The following is an 18,455-nucleotide window of genomic DNA, read 5'->3' on the forward strand; positions in this document are numbered from 1 at the left end:
TTGTCCCATGGGCCAAGGCGGTTTTCAAACACAACTATAAAGCGGGATGTTATGCAGGAACTTCGTGACGCAGGAGTGATGTTGCGCCTGATCTATGAGGCGATGAAACGGAAGGGTATCGACACAGATGCAATATTCAGCCGGTTGGGTGTGGACGAAAAGTACGTATACACCGACCAGCTAAGAACACCCCATAGCGCTCAGGTTTACTTCTGGCAGGCAGTAGAGGATGTTTCCGGTGACCCTGATATCGGTTTGCATCTGGGACAGTTACTTCCCGCCTACAAGGGACAGGTGCTTGAGTATCTCTTTCTGAGCAGTCCCAACTTTGGTGAAGGCCTGCGCCGGGCTCAGAACTATCAGCGTCTGCTGAGTGACGCCGCCAACACCGACTTCTTCATTGAAGGTGACAACGCCTGCATGGTGCTGGACGCCGCGTCCGAGGAGATCAGTCGCCTCAAGCATTTCAACGAATGTTTCGTGCAGGGAATGATCATCTTTTTCCAGTCGATTACCGAAGGGGAATTCCAGCCATCCCGCATTGAATTTGAGCATCAGCGTGATCGTGGGCAGGATCATGTGGCGGAAGTGCTGGGATGTGATGTGGTCTTCGGAGCCGAGGAAAATCGACTGTATTTTCCGGCGGCGATGCTGTCCCATGCGTCACCCCATGCCGAGCCGGAACTGCTGGACCTCCATGAGCGATTTGCCAGTGAGCAGGTGGCTCGCCTTGAGAAGAAAGACATCGTCGGCCAGGTCGAGCGCATCGTGGCGGAGCTACTCGATAGCGGGGAAGTCACTCTGGATGCGGTGGCCGAGCGGCTGGGTATCAAGCCCCGTACGCTTCGTACCCGGCTGACCGAAGCCGAGACCAGCTTTAATCAGGTGCTGGCGGATTTCCGCTACCGGCTGGCGCGTCAATTGCTGGCGACCACGGACGAATCCATTGATGAGATCGTCTACCTGACCGGTTTTTCCGAACCCAGTACCTTTTACCGTGCGTTCAAGCGGTGGTCGGGTATGACGCCGATTGAGTACCGCAAAACCGCGCAGGGCAAGGATGCGATGATTGATGCCATGTAAGGCATCCATCTTTTTAAAGTTTTTTGGAAAAAATCGTTGACATAAACGGGGGCCTCTTTATAATGCGCCCTCGTTGTCACCAAGCAGTCAGGCCCCTGACTGTGATGAGCGGAACAAGCTGATCTCAAACGAGAAAGTGATGTTCAGTTCGGAAGGTGATAGCCAACGCGGAGCGGTAGTTCAGCTGGTTAGAATACCGGCCTGTCACGCCGGGGGTCGCGGGTTCGAGTCCCGTCCGCTCCGCCATTTTTCCTTCCCTGATTTGATCTTCGTCTTTATCCGTTATCTGATATTCCTGAAATACGCTTTTCAGCGTATGCCTTTGACTCTCTGTTCCTCATGGAACTGCTTGCGGTGCTCACCCGGGCTGATGTCAAACCAGCGCTTGTAGGCTTTGTGAAAGGCCGCCGGATTGGCGAAGCCGAGCAGCCAGGCAATTTCCGCCAGAGATGTCCTGGTTTCCCGGATATAGTCAGCCGCCAGTTCCTTTCGTGTTTCATCCACCAGTTCCCGAAACCCCGTCTGTTCCTCCGCCAGTTGCCGTTGCAGAGTCCATGGGGCCGTTCCAAGACGGGTTGCGATGGTTTCCAGGGAGGGCGTTTCCCCTCGCAGTAAGGGTGTCAGAAGGTCCCTGACCTTGTCTCCCGTCGTCCAACCGTGGCGTATTTTCCGCAACGCGTCTTCACATTGTCGCACCAGGGCGGCATGAACGGCGCTTTGTGCGTCCCTGGAGGGAAGGTGGAGTATGTCCGGGGCAAGGGTAATGCTGTTGCTGTCAGCACCAAAGTAAACCGGACAGCCAAACCAGTCTTCAAACTGCGCATCCAGACCAATGGACGGGTACTCGATGGTTACTCGCTCAAGAACCGCCTGCTGGCCGCTGATGGTGCGTACAAACTGGGTCCAGGCAGCCAGCACTGAGTCGACCACAAAGAAGTTGAACACGTTGTAGGGGCGTATGGAGTAAAAATGTGCCTGTTGCCCGCTGTGGCTGGTATGTGAGGCGCCCCGGCTATTGTGGCTGGTCAGCAGGCTGTAGCGGATCAGGGTGGTCAGTGCCTCCCCGATGGTGGCGTCGCACTGGCCGGCCAGCCCGGCGATACCGGCATCCACCGGGCGGCTCAGTGTGCCCATGGTCAGGCCAATTGCGGGCTGACCGGTCAGTTCAATGGCGGCCTGCCCCAGGCGCATGAAGCGGGGAATGCTGATACGGGCATCCGGAGATGCCAGGGCCTCGTCGTTGAGGCGGAATCGCTCAAGCAGGGGGGTGGGGCTTTTTCCCTCTGCGGCAACGGCTCTCATCAGGACTGAAACGTAAAGAACACTGATGTCTCCCAGTGAGTTACGGCGTCGGGCTGATGTCGCTTCCATGATGGCTCTTCCGGATGTGTTGTTTGAAGATATCAAAATGTAATTCGGGGATATTGTTCATTGCAAGGTGCATCGGTAATTTAGCCTCATCAAAAGGGCTGGCATTGGTTTTCGATCAGCCCGGATAAATACTGAGGAGAGAGATTATGACCGCAGCATCGACCCCCGGCGTGAAGAAATACCCGAACCTTCTGGAGCCACTGGATCTGGGCTTTACCCGTTTGCGTAACCGCACCCTGATGGGGTCCATGCACACGGGCCTGGAAGAAGCGAAGCACGGTTTTGACCGCCTGGCTGCCTTTTACGCCGAGCGTGCCCGGGGCGGGGCTGGTCTGATCGTTACCGGTGGTATCGCGCCCAATGAGGAAGGTGGTGTGTTTCAGCACGCGGCCAAGATGAGCACCGAGGAAGAAGCGGACCGGCACCAGGTAATTACCCGGGCAGTCCACGAGGCGGACGGCAAAATCTGTATGCAGATTCTGCATGCGGGGCGCTACGCCTATGCCCCGACGCTGGTAGCACCCTCTGCGATTCAGGCGCCGATCAACCCGTTCAAGCCGAATGAGCTTGATGAGGCCGGTATCGAGAAGCAGATCCAGGATTACGTGAATTGCGCTGCACTGGCACAGCGTGCCGGTTACGACGGCGTAGAGGTCATGGGTTCCGAGGGATATTTCATTAACCAGTTCATCGTTTCCCACACCAACCATCGTACGGATCGCTGGGGTGGCAGTTACGAAAACCGCATCCGCCTGCCAATTGAAATCGTGCGCCGCGTTCGCGAGCGGGTAGGTAACGAATTTATCCTGATCTATCGGCTGTCGATGCTTGACCTGATTGAGGATGGCAGCACCTGGGACGAGGTGGTTCATCTGGCGAAGGAAATCGAGAAAGCCGGTGCGACCATTATCAATACCGGTATCGGTTGGCATGAAGCCCGTGTACCGACCATTGCCACTTCGGTGCCCCGTGGCGCGTTCTCCAAAGTCACTGCACGCATGAAAGACGAAGTGTCGATTCCGCTGGTGACCACCAACCGTATCAACATGCCGGATGTCGCGGAGAAGATTCTCGCGGAGGGCGATGCGGATATGGTTTCAATGGCTCGTCCATTCCTTGCCGATGCGGATCTGGTGCAAAAGGCAGCGGAGGACCGCGCGGATGAGATCAATACCTGTATTGGCTGCAACCAGGCCTGTCTGGATCACACCTTTGGCGGCAAACTGACCTCCTGCCTGGTGAATCCGAGAGCCTGTCATGAAACCGAGCTCAGCTATGTGAAGACGGCGTCTCCGAAATCCATCGCAGTGGTCGGTGCCGGCCCGGCAGGCCTGGCGTTTGCGACGGTGGCTGCGGAGCGCGGGCACAAGGTGACCCTGTTTGATGCGGGGAGTGAAGTTGGTGGCCAGTTCAATGTGGCCAAGCGTATCCCCGGCAAGGAAGAGTTCTACGAAACCCTGCGTTATTTCCGTGTCATGCTGGATAAGCACGGTGTGGATGTTCGCCTGAACACCCGGGTCGACGTGGATGCACTCAAGGCCGGTGGTTTTGATGACGTGGTCCTGGCCACGGGTGTCGAGCCCCGCACGCCGGAGATCGAAGGTGTCGATCATCCCAAGGTGATTGGCTATCTGGATGCGCTGCTGGAGCGTAAGCCGGTTGGTCAGAAGGTAGCGGTGATTGGCGCCGGCGGCATTGGCTTCGACGTATCGGAATTCATCGTTCACAAAGGTACGTCCGCGGCGCTGGACCCGGAGCACTTCATGCGGGAGTGGGGTGTGGACCTCAGCGTTGAGCACCGTGGCGGCATCAAGGGGGTAACCCCAGAGGTGCCCGAGCCGGCGCGGGAAGTCTATCTGCTTCAGCGCAAGGTCTCGAAAGTGGGCAAGAATCTGGGCAAGACCACCGGCTGGATACACCGCACCTCCCTCAAGAATCGTCAGGTACAGATGGTGCCGGGGGTGACTTACCGCAGGATTGATGATGAAGGGTTGCACATCACCGTTACTCCAAAGGGGGCGGAGCAGGGCGAAGACAAGCTGTTGCCGGTAGATACCATTATCCTCTGCGCTGGCCAGGAGCCACTGCGTGAGCTGCAGCAGGGTCTGGAATCCGCCGGGCTTCCGGTTCACCTGATCGGCGGCGCCGACGTTGCGGCCGAGCTGGATGCCAAACGTGCTATCGACCAGGGTAGCCGTTTGGCAGCGGAGATCTGATCACAAAACGTTTCAGTTTTTCGCTGTTCCCCGTCGCCAGTCTGGCTAGACTATTATCCGGAAGTCTGTCAGTTTGAAATTTCGCCCCGGGCCCAAGTGCCCGGGGCGAGGGCGCCGACTTCAACAACAATGGAACACCTACGGGGTGTTGGGCGTGTTGATGTCAGGTTTCGGAATAGCGGGGAGTCAACAATGGTGTCTGCCGACCAGGCAAGCGATGGTTATTCGGCGGTGTTTTTCATGGACGGCAGCAATGTGTCGCGGCAAATGCGCGCGACCGAATTCGGCGCCTTCCTTGATGGGTATGTCGGGCTGTCCGATCTTGCGGAAACCGATGTAAAGGCAGTCCTGGTGGATCTCGCCGGGGACCTCCAGGTTCAGTCGCTGGTGTTTTTCCGCATCTATTTTGATGAGGAAGGGCGCGCGGATAGCCACTGGAATGTTCCTATCGAAAAGCTTGCTCTGGAGGGCGCCAAGGGGCCCGATATGGGCGCCGGGCCCATTCGCCTGGTGTGTCGTAGTCAGTGCCCGGATCCGTCGTTCGCAGAGGAACTCTGGGACCCGGACATGACGCCGGGTAGCAACCACTTCCAATCCATTCGCAAGGCGGTGGAAGCCAACTCCCTCAAGTTTCGCAAGATTGAACCTGCCCAGGAAGAAAACATTCCGGTGCTTGCGGCGGAATCGAATGCGGGGGAATCATCGTCCGGCTCCGGTGATCGTGCACGGCTGGCCCAATTGATCCGGGAACAGCGTCTGCGCATCAAGACCCTCCAGAGTGTTCACCGGGATTCGTTGTCGGATATTCAGCGTGAGCATCGCCTGGAAATGCAGGCGCTACGCAGCGAGATGTCGGCGTTGGAGCAGAAGTATGAGCGCCAGCGCCTGAGCAACGAACAGCTCAAAAAACGGCTGGCGGAGAGAAACGAGCAGTACCTCACCATGCAGGAGCAGATAACCCAGGGGGCGGAGCAGGACGTTCGCAAGGACGCCAACTCCGACGCCGAGATGGTGTTGCTCCGCGAACAGCTTGAGCGTAAGCAGCGGGAACTGGAACTGCGGGATGACAAGCTCGTGGCTCTTGAGCAGGAGAACTATGAACTGCGGCACCGCGAACCGCCGGAAAACTCCGTGATGGAGCACCTGCAACGCCAGTCGGTCTTCCTGGTGGCCTACCACGCCGGTGTTGGGCACCTTACCCTTCCTTACGATGACATTGAGACCTATTTCAACAACCCGGTGGCCTACGCCGCAGAACGGTGTGGTCTCAACGAGCCCGCTTATCGGGAGTGGCTCGAACATTACGAAAACCCGGTGTGCCTGCATCAGGGGGATGACGGCAAGGCCTGTGGCGAGCCGGTCATGCGTGTGAGCCAGCCTGCGGACTTTCGTGCGGGGACGGACGACCGTTGTGAGAAGCACCGGGAGCCGGTTACGGCGTGAGCCGATTTTGTATCCCGGGGCGACTCTTTTTTCAGTATCGGTGTGACTTTCGTTAAACTGTCTCAAGATCGTCACCGGGTCCCGTCCTGAAACCGGCCCGGCTCCATTCCCGACACCACAGGAAGCTACATGGATCAATTCAGGAATATCGGCGTGATTGGCCGTATGGGCAGCGTCAAGGTGGTGGAATCCCTGCGCCAGCTCAAGCAGTACCTGGTCAATAATCACTACCACGTCATCATCGAGGAAGACACGGCCAGCATGCTGCCTGGCCACGGTCTGCAAGTGGCCAGCAAAAAGCTGCTGGGTGAGATCTGTGACCTGGTGATCGTGGTGGGTGGCGATGGCAGCCTTCTCGGAGCTGCGCGGGAGCTGGCCAAATCAAAGATCCCTTTGCTTGGGGTCAATCGTGGCCGCCTGGGGTTCCTCACCGATATTTCTCCCTCTGACCTTGAAGAGCGCCTGGGAAAGGTGCTGCAGGGCGAATACATCGAGGAAACCCGCTTCCTGCTGGATGGTAATGTGGAACGCAATGGCCAGCCACTGGGGTTCGGGACCGCACTGAATGACGTGGTGCTGCATCCCGGCAAGTCCACCCGAATGATCGGGTTTGACCTGTTTATTGACGGACATTTCGTATATAGCCAGCGTTCGGATGGCCTTATTGTGGCCACTCCGACGGGGTCGACCGCGTATTCATTATCCGCCGGCGGACCTATCATGCATCCCAAGCTGGACGCCATCGTGCTGGTGCCCATGTTCCCCCATACCCTGAGTAGCCGGCCCATCGTGGTGGATGGCAAGAGCGAGATCAAACTGGTTATCGGTGAAACCAACGAGACCTATCCCCAGATCAGTTTCGATGGCCAGATGAACATTGCCTGTGCCCCCGGAGACATCATCCGAATCACCAAAAAACCCTTCAAGATCCGTCTTATTCATCCTACGGATCACAATTTTTACGCCACATGCCGCGGTAAGCTGGGCTGGGCCAGTGAGATTGCAGCGAGTTGAGCATGTCAGGACAAATACAAACCGCGAGTCGTGGTTACGATATCATTGGCGATATTCACGGGTGTGCCCACACATTGACCCGACTGCTGGATCAGATGGGGTATCGGAAAGTCAACGGCGTCTACCAGCACCCCCGCCGGCAGGCCATATTCATCGGCGACATCATTGATCGGGGCCCCCGTATCCGTGAAGCGTTGCACCTGGTGCGGGATATGGTCGAGCACGGTTCAGCCCGAATCGTGATGGGAAACCATGAGTACAATGCCCTGGGTTATTGCACCCGGGCGCGGCCGGGCAGCGGGAAAAAATGGCTGCGAGAGCATAACGCCCGCCATGACCGGCTGATCCAGGAAACCCTGCAACAGTTTGAGCCGTACCCCCATGAGTGGAACGAATTCCTCGAATGGTTTTATACCATTCCCCTGTTCATTGAAGAGGAAGGGTTCCGGGTGGTTCATGCCTGCTGGGATGGTGATCTGATTAACAAGTTCAAGCATGCCCAGGGTGGCGCCTGCATTGATGAAGATTTTCTGCACGCGTCTTCCGCCATTGAGTCCTTTGCCGGGCAGGTGATGGATACCTTGCTGAGGGGGACCGATCTGCGGTTGCCCGAGGGCGTGAAGATCACCGGCAAGGATGGCTACGTGCGGGAATTCTTCCGCACCAAGTTCTGGGCGGAGAATCCGCAAACCTACGCCGACGTGGTGTTCCAGCCGGACCCGCTGCCGCCGGAGGTAGCCCGTATGCCGTTGTCCGATGGGGAGCGCCGTCAGTTGATTTCCTACCCGTTGAGTGAACCGCCGGTTTTTGTTGGGCATTACTGGATGGATAGCAGCCCCGCGCCGTTGAAGGCGAACGTGGCCTGCATTGATTACAGCGCCGTTAAGTACGGCAAACTGGTGGCCTATCGCATGGATGGAGAGCGTACACTGTCGAAAGACAAGTTTGTCTGGGTGGACGTGGACCGGCCGGAGCAACCGGACTATCCGACCAGCGAAGACAGTGTGGCGAGGTAATTCGTGTATCGCGTTAAGCAGATGGATGTCAGTGTCGACCTGGCGGGGTTCAGCCGCTGGCTGCGTGAGCAGGGGGTGGCGCACCGCATCACCGAGGAAGGTGGTTTTCAGGTACTGTGGCTGGAAAACGCGGATCACACCGAGCCTGTTCTGCGGGCTCTGGATCGCTTCCTGGAAGAGCCCGAGGTGCGGAATGCAGTGAATTCCGCCAGTAACTCTCAGGTATACCGCGGGGGGCGCTGGCAGCCGTCTCCCCGTCATGCGCCGCTGGTGTTGGGCATTATCGTACTTGCCGTGCTGGCTGCCTGGATCACCGGGATGGGCCGAAACCAGATTTCCACACTGTTGATGGTGGTTGATCCCCAAAGCTTTGATTGGAACACCGTGTCATCAAGGGTGTACGCCTTGCGGGAGACCCTTGCCAGTGGCCAGGTCTGGCGGCTGATTTCGCCGGATTTCCTGCATTTCAGCTGGACCCATATTATTTTCAACTCGGTCATGCTCTGGTTCCTGGGCAGCCAGATTGAGTGGTTTGATGGTAAAGCCAGACTGGTGAGTCTGTTCATTTTTACCAGCCTGGTATCCAATGGTTTGCAGTATTTCGTGTCCGGGCCTTTATTTGGCGGTTTGTCCGGCGTGGTTTACGGCATTCTGGGGTATTGCTGGCTTAGCCAGCGACGTGTGCCGAGGTTCCAGTTCCCGCCGGCTCTGGTCACGTTCGCCGTGGTATGGATGGTGATCGGTTTTACACCGTTACCGGAAATGCTGGGGCTGGGGCGTATGGCTAACGAGGCCCACCTTGGCGGCTTTATTGCCGGGTTGGCATTGTCGGTCGTGCTGCCGGTGAGGGTGGCAAGGACATAAAAAAGCCCCGCCAAAAGGCGGGGCATTAAAAGAGCTTATAGCTCCTGATGAGAGAGACCAAATGAATACGACCTTCGTCATTTGGTGAGTTAATAATAATCATTATCATTTGCGTCTGTCAACCCGTTGCAACTATTTTTTTAGCAGAAGCGTTTTGCAGGAGAAGACCATGACATACGAAGAGCTGATTGAGCGACTGGACCCAACGGTTTACCAGAACCTGCGACGCTCCATTGAGCTGGGCAAATGGCCGGATGGCCGTAAGTTAACGCCAGAGCAGCGCGAAATCTGCCTGGAAGCGGTTATATACTACGAGAACCTGCACAGCATTCCCGAGACCGAACGAGTCGGATTTCTGGATCGCGGAAGCAAGGCGGGAACGGCCTGTGACCCATCGGTAAAGCAGGCGTCCGGTTCTGGCGATGTGGATTCGTCGCAGTTTGTTGAGGTCAAGTCTTGAGTGCATTGGTGGATGTGAGTGGCCGGCTGCGAAAGATGCCAGTGGAGGCGGGGCAGCCGGTCGATTATGTGATTCAGGTCGGGGATACCCGGGTTCCGCTCAATGAAATGATCGGTTACCCGGTACAGATTGATTATGACGGTGTCATTCGTTGTATACACTGTAACCGCACCACCAAAAAGAGTTTCAGCCAGGGGTATTGCTACCCGTGTTTCCGCAAACTGGCGGCCTGTGATACCTGCATCATGAGCCCGGAAAAGTGCCATTACCACGAAGGCACCTGCCGGGAGCCGGAATGGGGTGAGACACACTGCATGGTTGAGCATGTTGTGTATCTGGCAAACTCCTCCGGACTGAAAGTGGGGATTACCCGGGCTTCCCAGGTGCCGACCCGGTGGATTGACCAGGGCGCGGTGGATGCGATTCCAATGATGCGGGTCGCCACCCGACAACTGGCCGGATTTGTCGAAGTGGCTTGCAAGCAGCACGTTGCCGATCGCACCAATTGGCGTGCCATGCTCAAGGGGGATGTGCCCGAGATGGACCTGGTTGCCGAGCGCGACCGGATGTTGGCGTTGATTGCCGACGATCTGGAGCAGCTGAAAGCGGCCCATGGGGCAGATGCCTTGCAGGCAGTGGATGAGCCGAGTCTGGATCTCAGTTATCCGGTCCAGGTCTGGCCGCAGAAAATCAAAACCCATAATCTGGACAAGGAGCCTTCGGCGGAAGGCACACTCCAGGGCATCAAGGGGCAGTACCTGATGCTCGACACCGGGGTGATCAATATTCGTAAATACACCGGTTATGACGTCCGCTTCCGGGTATTTCCCAGGCCCTGAGTCCGCTCGAGTGATACATCCGTGTCGGTAGGCGTAGTCCGTATCGACCGCAACGAATTTCTGGAGACAGCGAATGCGTACCAGTCAGCCACAAACCATTTACCTGAAAGATTACCGTGTACCGGCCTTCCTGGTGGACCACGTCGACCTCCGTTTCGAGTTGTTTGAAGATGGCGCCCGCGTGCACAGCGTGTTGTCCATGCGCCGGAATCCGGAGTCGGGTGACAACCATGGTGCCCTTGAGCTGGACGGTGACAGCCTGAAACTGGAGTCCGTGGCGCTGGATGGCGCTACCCTGGGTGAGGGGCAATACGAGGACCTCGGCGACACCCTGGTAGTCACAAACGTGCCCGATGCCTTCGAGCTTAAGGTGGTCACCTGGATTGAACCCCAGAACAACACCCGTCTTGAGGGGCTGTACAAGTCATCGGGGATGTTTTGCACCCAGTGTGAGGCGGAGGGTTTCCGTTGCATCACCTTTTTCCCGGACCGGCCGGACGTGATGGCGCGTTTCCGTACCCGGATCGAGGCGGACAAGGCCGCCTATCCGATCCTGTTGTCCAACGGTAACGATGTGGAGCGGGGCGACCTGGCTGACGGCCGGCACTTTGTCACCTGGGAAGACCCGTTCCCGAAACCCTGTTACCTGTTCGCGCTGGTGGCTGGAGACCTGGTGGAAAAGCGGGATACCTTCACCACTGTGTCGGGCCGCGACATCGACCTGCGGATGTATGTGGAGCCGCGCAACTCGGAGAAATGCGAGCACGCGATGGATTCCCTCAAACGCTCCATGCGCTGGGATGAAGAAGTCTACGGCCGGGAATACGATCTTGATATCTTCATGATCGTTGCCGTGGATGACTTCAACATGGGGGCAATGGAGAACAAGGGGCTGAACATCTTCAATTCCTCCTGCGTGCTTGCCAGTCAGGACACCGCTACGGACCTGGCGTTCCAGCGCATCGAAGCGATTGTCGCCCATGAGTACTTCCATAACTGGTCCGGTAACCGCGTCACTTGCCGCGACTGGTTCCAGCTGAGCCTGAAGGAAGGCTTCACGGTCTTCCGGGATGCGCAGTTTTCCTCCGACATGGGCTCGCCCACGGTCAAGCGTATCGAGGACGTCACCCTGCTGAGAACGGCGCAATTTGCCGAGGATGGCGGCCCCATGGCGCATCCGGTGCGCCCGGCCTCCTACATGGAGATTTCCAACTTCTACACCCTGACGATCTACGAAAAAGGGGAAGAAGTGGTACGGATGATCCATACCCTGCTGGGGCCGGAGCTGTTCCGTAAAGGCAGTGACCTGTATTTCGAGAGGCACGATGGCCAGGCGGTCACCACCGATGATTTTGTTTCCGCAATGGAAGATGCCAGCGGTCGAGATCTTTCCCAGTTCCGGCTCTGGTATGTACAGGCGGGGACGCCAGTGCTGAATGTCAGTGATCATTATGATGACGCGGCTGGCACGTACAGCCTCACCATCAAGCAGAGCATTCCGGATACACCCGGGCAGCAGGGCAAGCAGCCCCAGCACATTCCCTTTGCTCTGGGCCTGCTCGATAGCAACGGTCAGGATATGCCCCTGACCCTGGCCGGTGAGAACGGCGATTCCCCGTCAGAGCGGGTGCTGGAGTTGACCGATGCCAGCCACACGTTCGAATTCACCGGTGTCAGTGAGCGCCCGGTGCCGTCGCTACTGAGACACTTCTCCGCGCCAGTGCGGGTGGCGTATCCGTGGACGCGCGAGCAGCTGCTGTTTCTGATGAGCCACGACACCGACGGGTTCAACCGCTGGGATGCCGGCCAGAGACTGGCCGTGGATGTGATCCAGTCGCTGGTTGATGCAGAGGGTGATGCCGACATTGAGCCCAGGCTGGTTGCCGCATACCGCCAGTTACTGTCGGATGAGTCTCTGGATCAGGCGCTGGTGGCCAAAATGATGCAGTTGCCCTCGGAGGCCTACCTGATTGAGCTGGCGGACAGCCCGGATGTGCCCGCCATTCACCAGGCTCGGGAGCGCGTGCTCGCGCATCTGGCCGGTGAGCTGCGGCAGGATCTGCTGGCCTGCTATCAGCGCCACGCAGCGGACGGGTCCTATGGCTTGTCCCCTGAAGAGATTGCCGGCCGCAGTCTGCGCAATACCGCGTTGGCGTGGCTCCTTCACATTGATGATGAGCAGGGTCGCGACCTGGCCATGGACCAGTTCCGCGAGGCGGATAACATGACCGACCGGCTCGGCGCATTGCGGGCACTGGTCAACTCCGGATTCGTGCAGGAGCGGGAGCAGGCACTGGAGAGCTTCTATCAGCAGTTTTCCGCGGATCCCCAGGTGGTGGAGCAGTGGTTCTCGGTGCAGTCATCCAGCCCGGCCACCGGCAGCCTGGAGCAGATCCGCCAGTTGATGACCCACGAAGCGTTCGACTGGAAGAACCCCAACAAGGTGCGTTCGGTCATCGGCGTCTTCGCCGGACAGAACCTGTCGGCATTCCACGCAGCGGACGGTTCCGGCTATCGCTTCCTGGCGGAGCAGGTCTGCCGTCTTGATGACAGCAATCCGCAGATCGCGGCGCGCCTGGTGACGCCGCTGACCCGGTGGAAGAAATTTGCACCGGTCCATGGTGATCAGATGAAAATCGCCCTTGAGCAGATCCGGGACAAGAAAGGGCTGTCACGGGATGTTTACGAGGTGGTTCACAAGAGTCTCGTCGGCTAGGGGAGCCGCTGCGGGTGCAAAATCGCACTTTCGGTCGATAGACAATATTGGCCGATCGGCTAACCTGTTGGATAGTCGATAAACCATGAAACGACAAAAAAAGGCCCTCGAAAGGGCCTCCAGATAGTATTAGGGTTTCATAATGATCTATAACAAGAACTTTTTCCTGGGCGGTCTGCTCGCGCTATCCGTGGCTTCTGCCCCCGCCGCGGCCGCCGTGTCATCCAGTGAGGCCGCACGGCTCGGGCAGGACCTCACACCCTTCGGCTCCATCAAGGCCGGCAATGACGCAGGTACCATTCCTGCCTGGGATGGCGGTCTGACAACGCCTCCCGATGGCTATGAAGGCAGTGGCCAGCATCATATCAATCCGTTCCCGGATGACGACGTGCTGTTCACTATCAATGCATCGAACATGGGGCAGTACAGCGACCATCTTACCGACGGTGTCAGGGCTATGCTGGAAGCCTACCCCACCACCTTCCGGATTCCGGTCTACAAGAGCCGGCGTACCCATGCCGTGCCGGACTGGGTTGCCGAAAACACCAAAGAAAATGCGGTGAACGCGGAGATCGTCGGTGAGGGTGAGGGCCTTGACGGTGCGTTTGGCGGTTACCCGTTCCCGATTCTTCACGGCAATAATGAGGAAAAGGCGTGGCAGGCGATCTGGAATCACCTGACCCGGTGGCGGGGGGTCAACGTTACCCGTCGCTCCAGTGAAGTGGCGGTCCAGACCGACGGCGATTATTCTCTCGTTACGTCCCAGCAGGAAGCTTTCTTCAATTATTACAACCCTGAAGGTGGTGAAGAAGATCTGGAAAACGTGATTTTCTACTACCTCTCATTTACCCAGTCACCGCCCCGTCTTGCCGGTGGTGCCATCCTGATTCACGAAACATTGAATCAGATTATCAATCCGCGTAATGGCTGGGGGTATAACGCCGGCCAGCGCCGTGTACGCAGGGCTCCGAACCTGGGCTACGATTCTCCCATTGCCGCTGCTGACAACCTTCGTACTGCGGATGATACCGACATCTTTAACGGTGCATTGGACCGGTATAACTGGAATTACGAAGGCATGCGGGAAATCTACATTCCCTACAATAATTACCGCATTGGTGAGAAAGGCACGCCTTACTCTGAAATCCTTGGAGTGTCCCACGTCAATCCGGATCTCACCCGCTGGGAGCTTCACCGGGTGCATGTTGTGGAAGCAAATCTGAAAGACGGTGAGCGCCACATATACGCCAAACGTCGTTTCTATATCGATGAAGACAGCTGGAACACCGTTCTGGTGGATCAGTACGACGGTCGGGGAGAACTCTGGCGTGTCACTATGGGCCTGCCCAAGAACTATTATGAGCTTCCGGGCGTGTGGACAGTACTGGATGTTTACCACGATCTGCAGGCCCGGCGTTACCACGTTCTGGGACTGGATACGGAAGAGCCGAATACCCGTACCTTTTCCGACGATGTCCCCAATAAGCGTTATTTCTCTCCGGCGTCCCTTCGCCGCCGGAGTGTGCGCTGAGGTTTATACTGCTTCGGGGATGACGTCTTCGCCCGAAGTTATCGGCGAACCTGCATACCGGTAACCACAAGGTTGCCGGTATGTTTATGACACCGGCCGTTACACGGCACAACAGAGACACAGTTCAAAACAACATAATAGGCAATCTGAATGGCTACAAGGTTGATGTGCAAGACTCTGGGTGCGGCTTGTCTTGGAGCATCCATGGCACTGTCCGCTCCCTCGGCGTTTGCGCTCGCGGATATCATCGAAACCCCATCACGGCCAACCGATCTGGCTCCGCAGTCACTGCTTAACGATGTGACAAAAGCGGGTGACAGGATCGTGGCGGCGGGTGAGCGGGGCCATATCATTTACTCGGATGACGAAGGGCAGACCTGGGAGCAGGGGCAAGTGCCTGTTTCCGTCACCCTGACTGGAATTGATTTTGGCACCGAACAGTATGGCTGGGCCGTTGGTCACAGCGGGGTGATATTGCACTCAGGCGATGCTGGTGAATCCTGGGAGCTTCAGTTGACCGGTGTCGAAGCGGCAAAACTGGCGATTGAAACCAAACAGGAGCAGATTGCCGAACTTGAACAGCAGATCGAAGAAGCGCCGGAAGAGGAGAGGAGCGATCTTGAATGGGCGCTGGACGATGTGTTTTTTACGTTGGGCAACCTGGAAGCCGATCTCGATGTTGGGCCGGTGAATCCGTTGCTGGACGTGTGGTTTGAGAACGAGAATCACGGTTTTGTGGTCGGTGCCTATGGCATGATTCTGCGCACCACCGATGGTGGCGACACCTGGCGAGACTGGTCAGCGCAGATTGATAACCCGCAAAGCTTCCATCTCAACAGCATCACCCAGGTAACGGGTGGCGCCCTGGTGGTGGTCGGTGAGGCTGGCAATATTCACGTGTCCGTTGATGGCGGTGATACCTGGGAGCGTCGCGAGAGCCCATACTCAGGATCGCTTTTTGGCGCTGTCGGTACGGGTGAGCCCAATGAAATGCTGGCATTCGGCCTGCGTGGCAACAAGATGCGCTCGACAGACCTGGGCAAGTCCTGGGAGATGATTCCCAATGAGGCCGGTGCCACTCTGAACAGCGGCGTGGTTGCGGACGATGGACGTATCACCCTGGTAGGAAACAGCGGCGCAGTGCTGATGAGCACCAACGGCGGCGAATCCTTCCGCCCGTACTTCCGGACTGACCGGGAAGGCGTCATGGCGGTTGTTCCGATTTCAGGAACCAACCTTCTCATCGTAGGCGAGGGTGGCGTCAAGTTCACCGACGCCCGTGGCAAGAACCTTCAATAACGCCCTGATGCGGCAATAACAGAACGGATAATAGAGGGGCTTTTGAATGTCGAACCCGAAGCACGATAAGGGCGAACATTACCTGACGACACCGAAGGCGGAGCCGTTCCTGGAACGTCTGATCTTCAACAATCGGGCCATCATCCTGATTGCATTCTTTTTCCTGACGCTGTTTCTTGGCTACAACGCCATCAAGATCCAGCCGGATGCCAGTTTCGAGCGGATGATCCCGCTTGAGCATCCCTATATTGTGAACATGCTGGAACACAGGGACGACCTGGAGAACCTGGGGAACTTTGTGCGTATCGCCGTGGAGGTGAAAGAGGGCGATATTTTCACCAAAGAGTACATGGAAACCCTGAAAGAGATCACTGATGAGGTGTTCTACCTGAGCGGTGTTGATCGTTCGGGGCTGAAGTCACTGTGGACCTCCAATGTACGTTGGGTTGAAGTGACGGAGCAGGGCTTCCAGGGTGGGACTGTGATCCCCGATGGATACGATGGCTCCCGTGACAGCCTGGAAGCATTACGCCAGAATGTTCTGCGCTCAAACGAGGTTGGCCGCCTGATTTCGGACAACTTCCGTTCCACGATCGTGTACGCGCCGTTGTATGAGAATAACCCGGAGACCGGTGAGCCTCTGGACTATGGTGATTTCTCCCGTCAGTTGGAAGAAAAGATCCGTGAGAAGTACGGCGCGGATAATCCCAACATTGAAATCCATATTGTTGGTTTCGCCAAGAAAGTCGGCGACCTGATTGAAGGTATTGGCGCCATTGCCTACTTTGCCGGCATCACGATTCTGCTGACAACGCTGCTGCTGTTCTGGTACTCCCGTTGTATCGCGGGCACGCTGGTGCCGGTATTCTCGTCCATCGTGGCGGTATTCTGGCAGTTGGGTATTCTCAGGCTTCTCGGTTATGGCCTGGACCCTTACTCGGTACTGGTGCCGTTTCTGGTGTTTGCGATTGGTATCAGCCACGGTGTTCAGGTGGTCAACGCCATGGCGATTGAGGCCTCGAAGGGCTTTGATCCGATTACCGCCGCACGGCTTGCCTTCCGGGCCCTTTATATCCCGGGCATGCTGGCGTTGATTTCGGATGCCTTCGGGTTCCTGACCCTATTGTTCATCCAGATTGACGTGATCAAGGATCTGGCAGTGGCTGCCGGTCTGGGTGTGGCGATCGTGATTATTACCAACCTGGTCCTGCATCCGCTCATTATGTCCTATATCGGCATTACCAAGGGTGGTGTCCGGCATGTGCAGAATCACGGCGAAAAGCAGGATCGCAAATGGCGGGTCATGTCCTACTTCTCCCATCCTGGCGTGGCGCCGATTTCATTGCTGGTCGCAGTAATCGGTCTCGGCCTTGGGCTTTACTACAAGCAGGACCTGAAAGTAGGGGACCTCGACCAGGGGGCTCCGGAACTGCGCGCGGACTCCCGCTATAACAAGGACAACGCCTACATCATCGACAACTACTCCACCAGTGCCGACGTTCTGGTGGTGATGGTGAAAACGCCAGAGGAGCAGTGCACCCAGTACAATGTACTGCGCGCCATGGACAGCCTGCAGTGGGAGCTTCAGAACACTCCGGGCGTCCAGTCTTCGGCGTCGCTGGCGGACGTGTCCAAGATCGTCACCAAGGCCCTCAACGAGGGCAACTGGAAGTGGTACGAGATTTCCCGCAACCAGACCATCATTAACGCGTCTATTCGCGGAGCGCCATCGGGTCTGATCAATACCAACTGCGACCTGACGCCGGTGCTGGTGTTCCTTGAGGATCACAAGGCCGAAACGCTGAAGACTGTCATAGACCGTGTTGAGGAGTTCGCGGAGAACAACAGCAACGAGGAGCATAACTTCCTGCTGGCAGCTGGTAATGCCGGTGTTGAGGCAGCCACCAACGAAGTGATTTCCAGCGCCAAGAACATGATGCTGATCTTCGTCTACGGCGTGGTCAGTCTGTTGTGTTTCCTGACGTTCCGCTCCATTCGCGCGGTGGCGTGTGTCGTGATCCCGCTGGGGCTTACTTCGATCCTGTGTGAGGCGATCATGGCGGTGTCCGGTATTGGCATCAAGGTGGCGACCCTGCCGGTAATCGCGCTGGGTGTGGGTATCGGTGTCGATTACGGTATCTATATCTACACCAAGCTGGAGAAATACCTGCTGGAGGGCAAACCCCTGCAGGAAGCCTATTACGAGACTCTGCGTTCAACGGGTAAAGCGGTTATCTTTACCGGCGTGACTCTGGGCCTCGGTGTGGTGACCTGGATCTTCTCTCCGATCAAGTTCCAGGCCGACATGGGCTTCCTGCTGTTCTTCATGTTCCTGTGGAACATGGTCGGGGCCATCTGGCTGCTGCCGGCACTGGCGCGCTTCTTGCTGCGTCCTGACCATATGCTTGCCAAGGCGCGGTCAAAGAAATAACCGCCGCATGCACCCGCAAAAAAGCCCGCTTGGCGGGCTTTTTTGTTTCCCGGTCAACTGGTTAGCCAGCTAATGCAACCTTTATTTATGGTGCGAAGTGGTCTATGTTTCAAGACGAACCAGTAGTTTGTCCGCATGCGGATGCGGGTTCCATATGATAATGATGAAAAAG

13 protein-coding genes and 1 tRNA gene are annotated in these 18,455 nt (G+C 57.1%); 13 read left to right on the forward strand and 1 reads right to left on the reverse strand.

Annotated elements, in window-relative coordinates:
- The first annotated feature begins 51 nt into the window (after positions 1–51).
- Positions 52–1,083: an AraC family transcriptional regulator gene (locus ACJO3M_RS15335; RefSeq protein WP_407002264.1), complete on the forward strand. Its 1,032-nt coding sequence runs from the start codon at positions 52–54 to the stop codon at positions 1,081–1,083.
- 169 nt (positions 1,084–1,252) lie between these two features.
- Positions 1,253–1,329 (forward strand) — tRNA-Asp (locus tag ACJO3M_RS15340).
- 63 nt (positions 1,330–1,392) lie between these two features.
- Here ACJO3M_RS15340 and ACJO3M_RS15345 read toward each other — a convergent pair.
- Positions 1,393–2,454: an AraC family transcriptional regulator gene (locus ACJO3M_RS15345; RefSeq protein ID WP_407002265.1), complete on the reverse strand. Its 1,062-nt coding sequence runs from the start codon at positions 2,452–2,454 to the stop codon at positions 1,393–1,395.
- 146 nt (positions 2,455–2,600) lie between these two features.
- On the opposite strand from ACJO3M_RS15345, the gene ACJO3M_RS15350 reads away from it, so the two are divergent.
- From ACJO3M_RS15350 to ACJO3M_RS15400, 11 genes are all read left to right on the forward strand, one after another.
- A complete protein-coding gene (locus ACJO3M_RS15350) occupies positions 2,601–4,670 on the forward strand; it encodes an oxidoreductase (protein WP_407002266.1) in 2,070 nt (689 codons plus the stop codon).
- Between the two features lie 192 nt (positions 4,671–4,862).
- Positions 4,863–6,113 (forward strand): DNA repair protein, encoded by a 1,251-nt coding sequence (locus ACJO3M_RS15355; protein ID WP_407002267.1) that lies wholly within the window; start codon positions 4,863–4,865, stop codon positions 6,111–6,113.
- Between the two features lie 129 nt (positions 6,114–6,242).
- The gene (locus ACJO3M_RS15360) at positions 6,243–7,127 is read left to right on the forward strand and encodes an NAD(+) kinase (RefSeq protein ID WP_127331485.1); all 885 of its coding nucleotides are present in this window, start codon (positions 6,243–6,245) and stop codon (positions 7,125–7,127) included.
- Positions 7,128–7,129: 2 nt separating this feature from the next.
- Entirely contained in the window at positions 7,130–8,143 is a 1,014-nt protein-coding gene (locus ACJO3M_RS15365) for a metallophosphoesterase (RefSeq protein ID WP_407002268.1), read from the forward strand.
- A 3-nt stretch (positions 8,144–8,146) separates the two neighbouring features.
- Entirely contained in the window at positions 8,147–9,007 is an 861-nt protein-coding gene (locus ACJO3M_RS15370) for a rhomboid family intramembrane serine protease (RefSeq protein WP_407002269.1), read from the forward strand.
- Between the two features lie 169 nt (positions 9,008–9,176).
- Positions 9,177–9,467: a YeaC family protein gene (locus ACJO3M_RS15375; protein WP_407002270.1), complete on the forward strand. Its 291-nt coding sequence runs from the start codon at positions 9,177–9,179 to the stop codon at positions 9,465–9,467.
- Entirely contained in the window at positions 9,464–10,306 is an 843-nt protein-coding gene (locus tag ACJO3M_RS15380; RefSeq protein WP_407002271.1) for a DUF2797 domain-containing protein, read from the forward strand. The genes ACJO3M_RS15375 and ACJO3M_RS15380 overlap by 4 nt, the downstream gene beginning before the upstream one ends.
- Before the next feature lie 73 nt (positions 10,307–10,379).
- A complete protein-coding gene (pepN, locus tag ACJO3M_RS15385; protein WP_407002272.1) occupies positions 10,380–13,022 on the forward strand; it encodes an aminopeptidase N in 2,643 nt (880 codons plus the stop codon).
- 142 nt (positions 13,023–13,164) lie between these two features.
- Positions 13,165–14,553, forward strand: coding sequence for a DUF1329 domain-containing protein (locus ACJO3M_RS15390; protein WP_407002273.1), 1,389 nt, complete (start codon positions 13,165–13,167; stop codon positions 14,551–14,553).
- 204 nt (positions 14,554–14,757) lie between these two features.
- Complete coding sequence (locus tag ACJO3M_RS15395) at positions 14,758–15,852, forward strand: WD40/YVTN/BNR-like repeat-containing protein (RefSeq protein WP_407002274.1); 1,095 nt, start codon at positions 14,758–14,760, stop codon at positions 15,850–15,852.
- 46 nt (positions 15,853–15,898) lie between these two features.
- Positions 15,899–18,283, forward strand: a complete 2,385-nt coding sequence (locus ACJO3M_RS15400) for an efflux RND transporter permease subunit (RefSeq protein ID WP_407002275.1) — start codon at positions 15,899–15,901, stop codon at positions 18,281–18,283.
- Positions 18,284–18,455 lie beyond the last annotated feature (172 nt).

This window comes from Marinobacter alkalisoli, from assembly GCF_045449795.1.
GTDB lineage: Bacteria > Pseudomonadota > Gammaproteobacteria > Pseudomonadales > Oleiphilaceae > Marinobacter.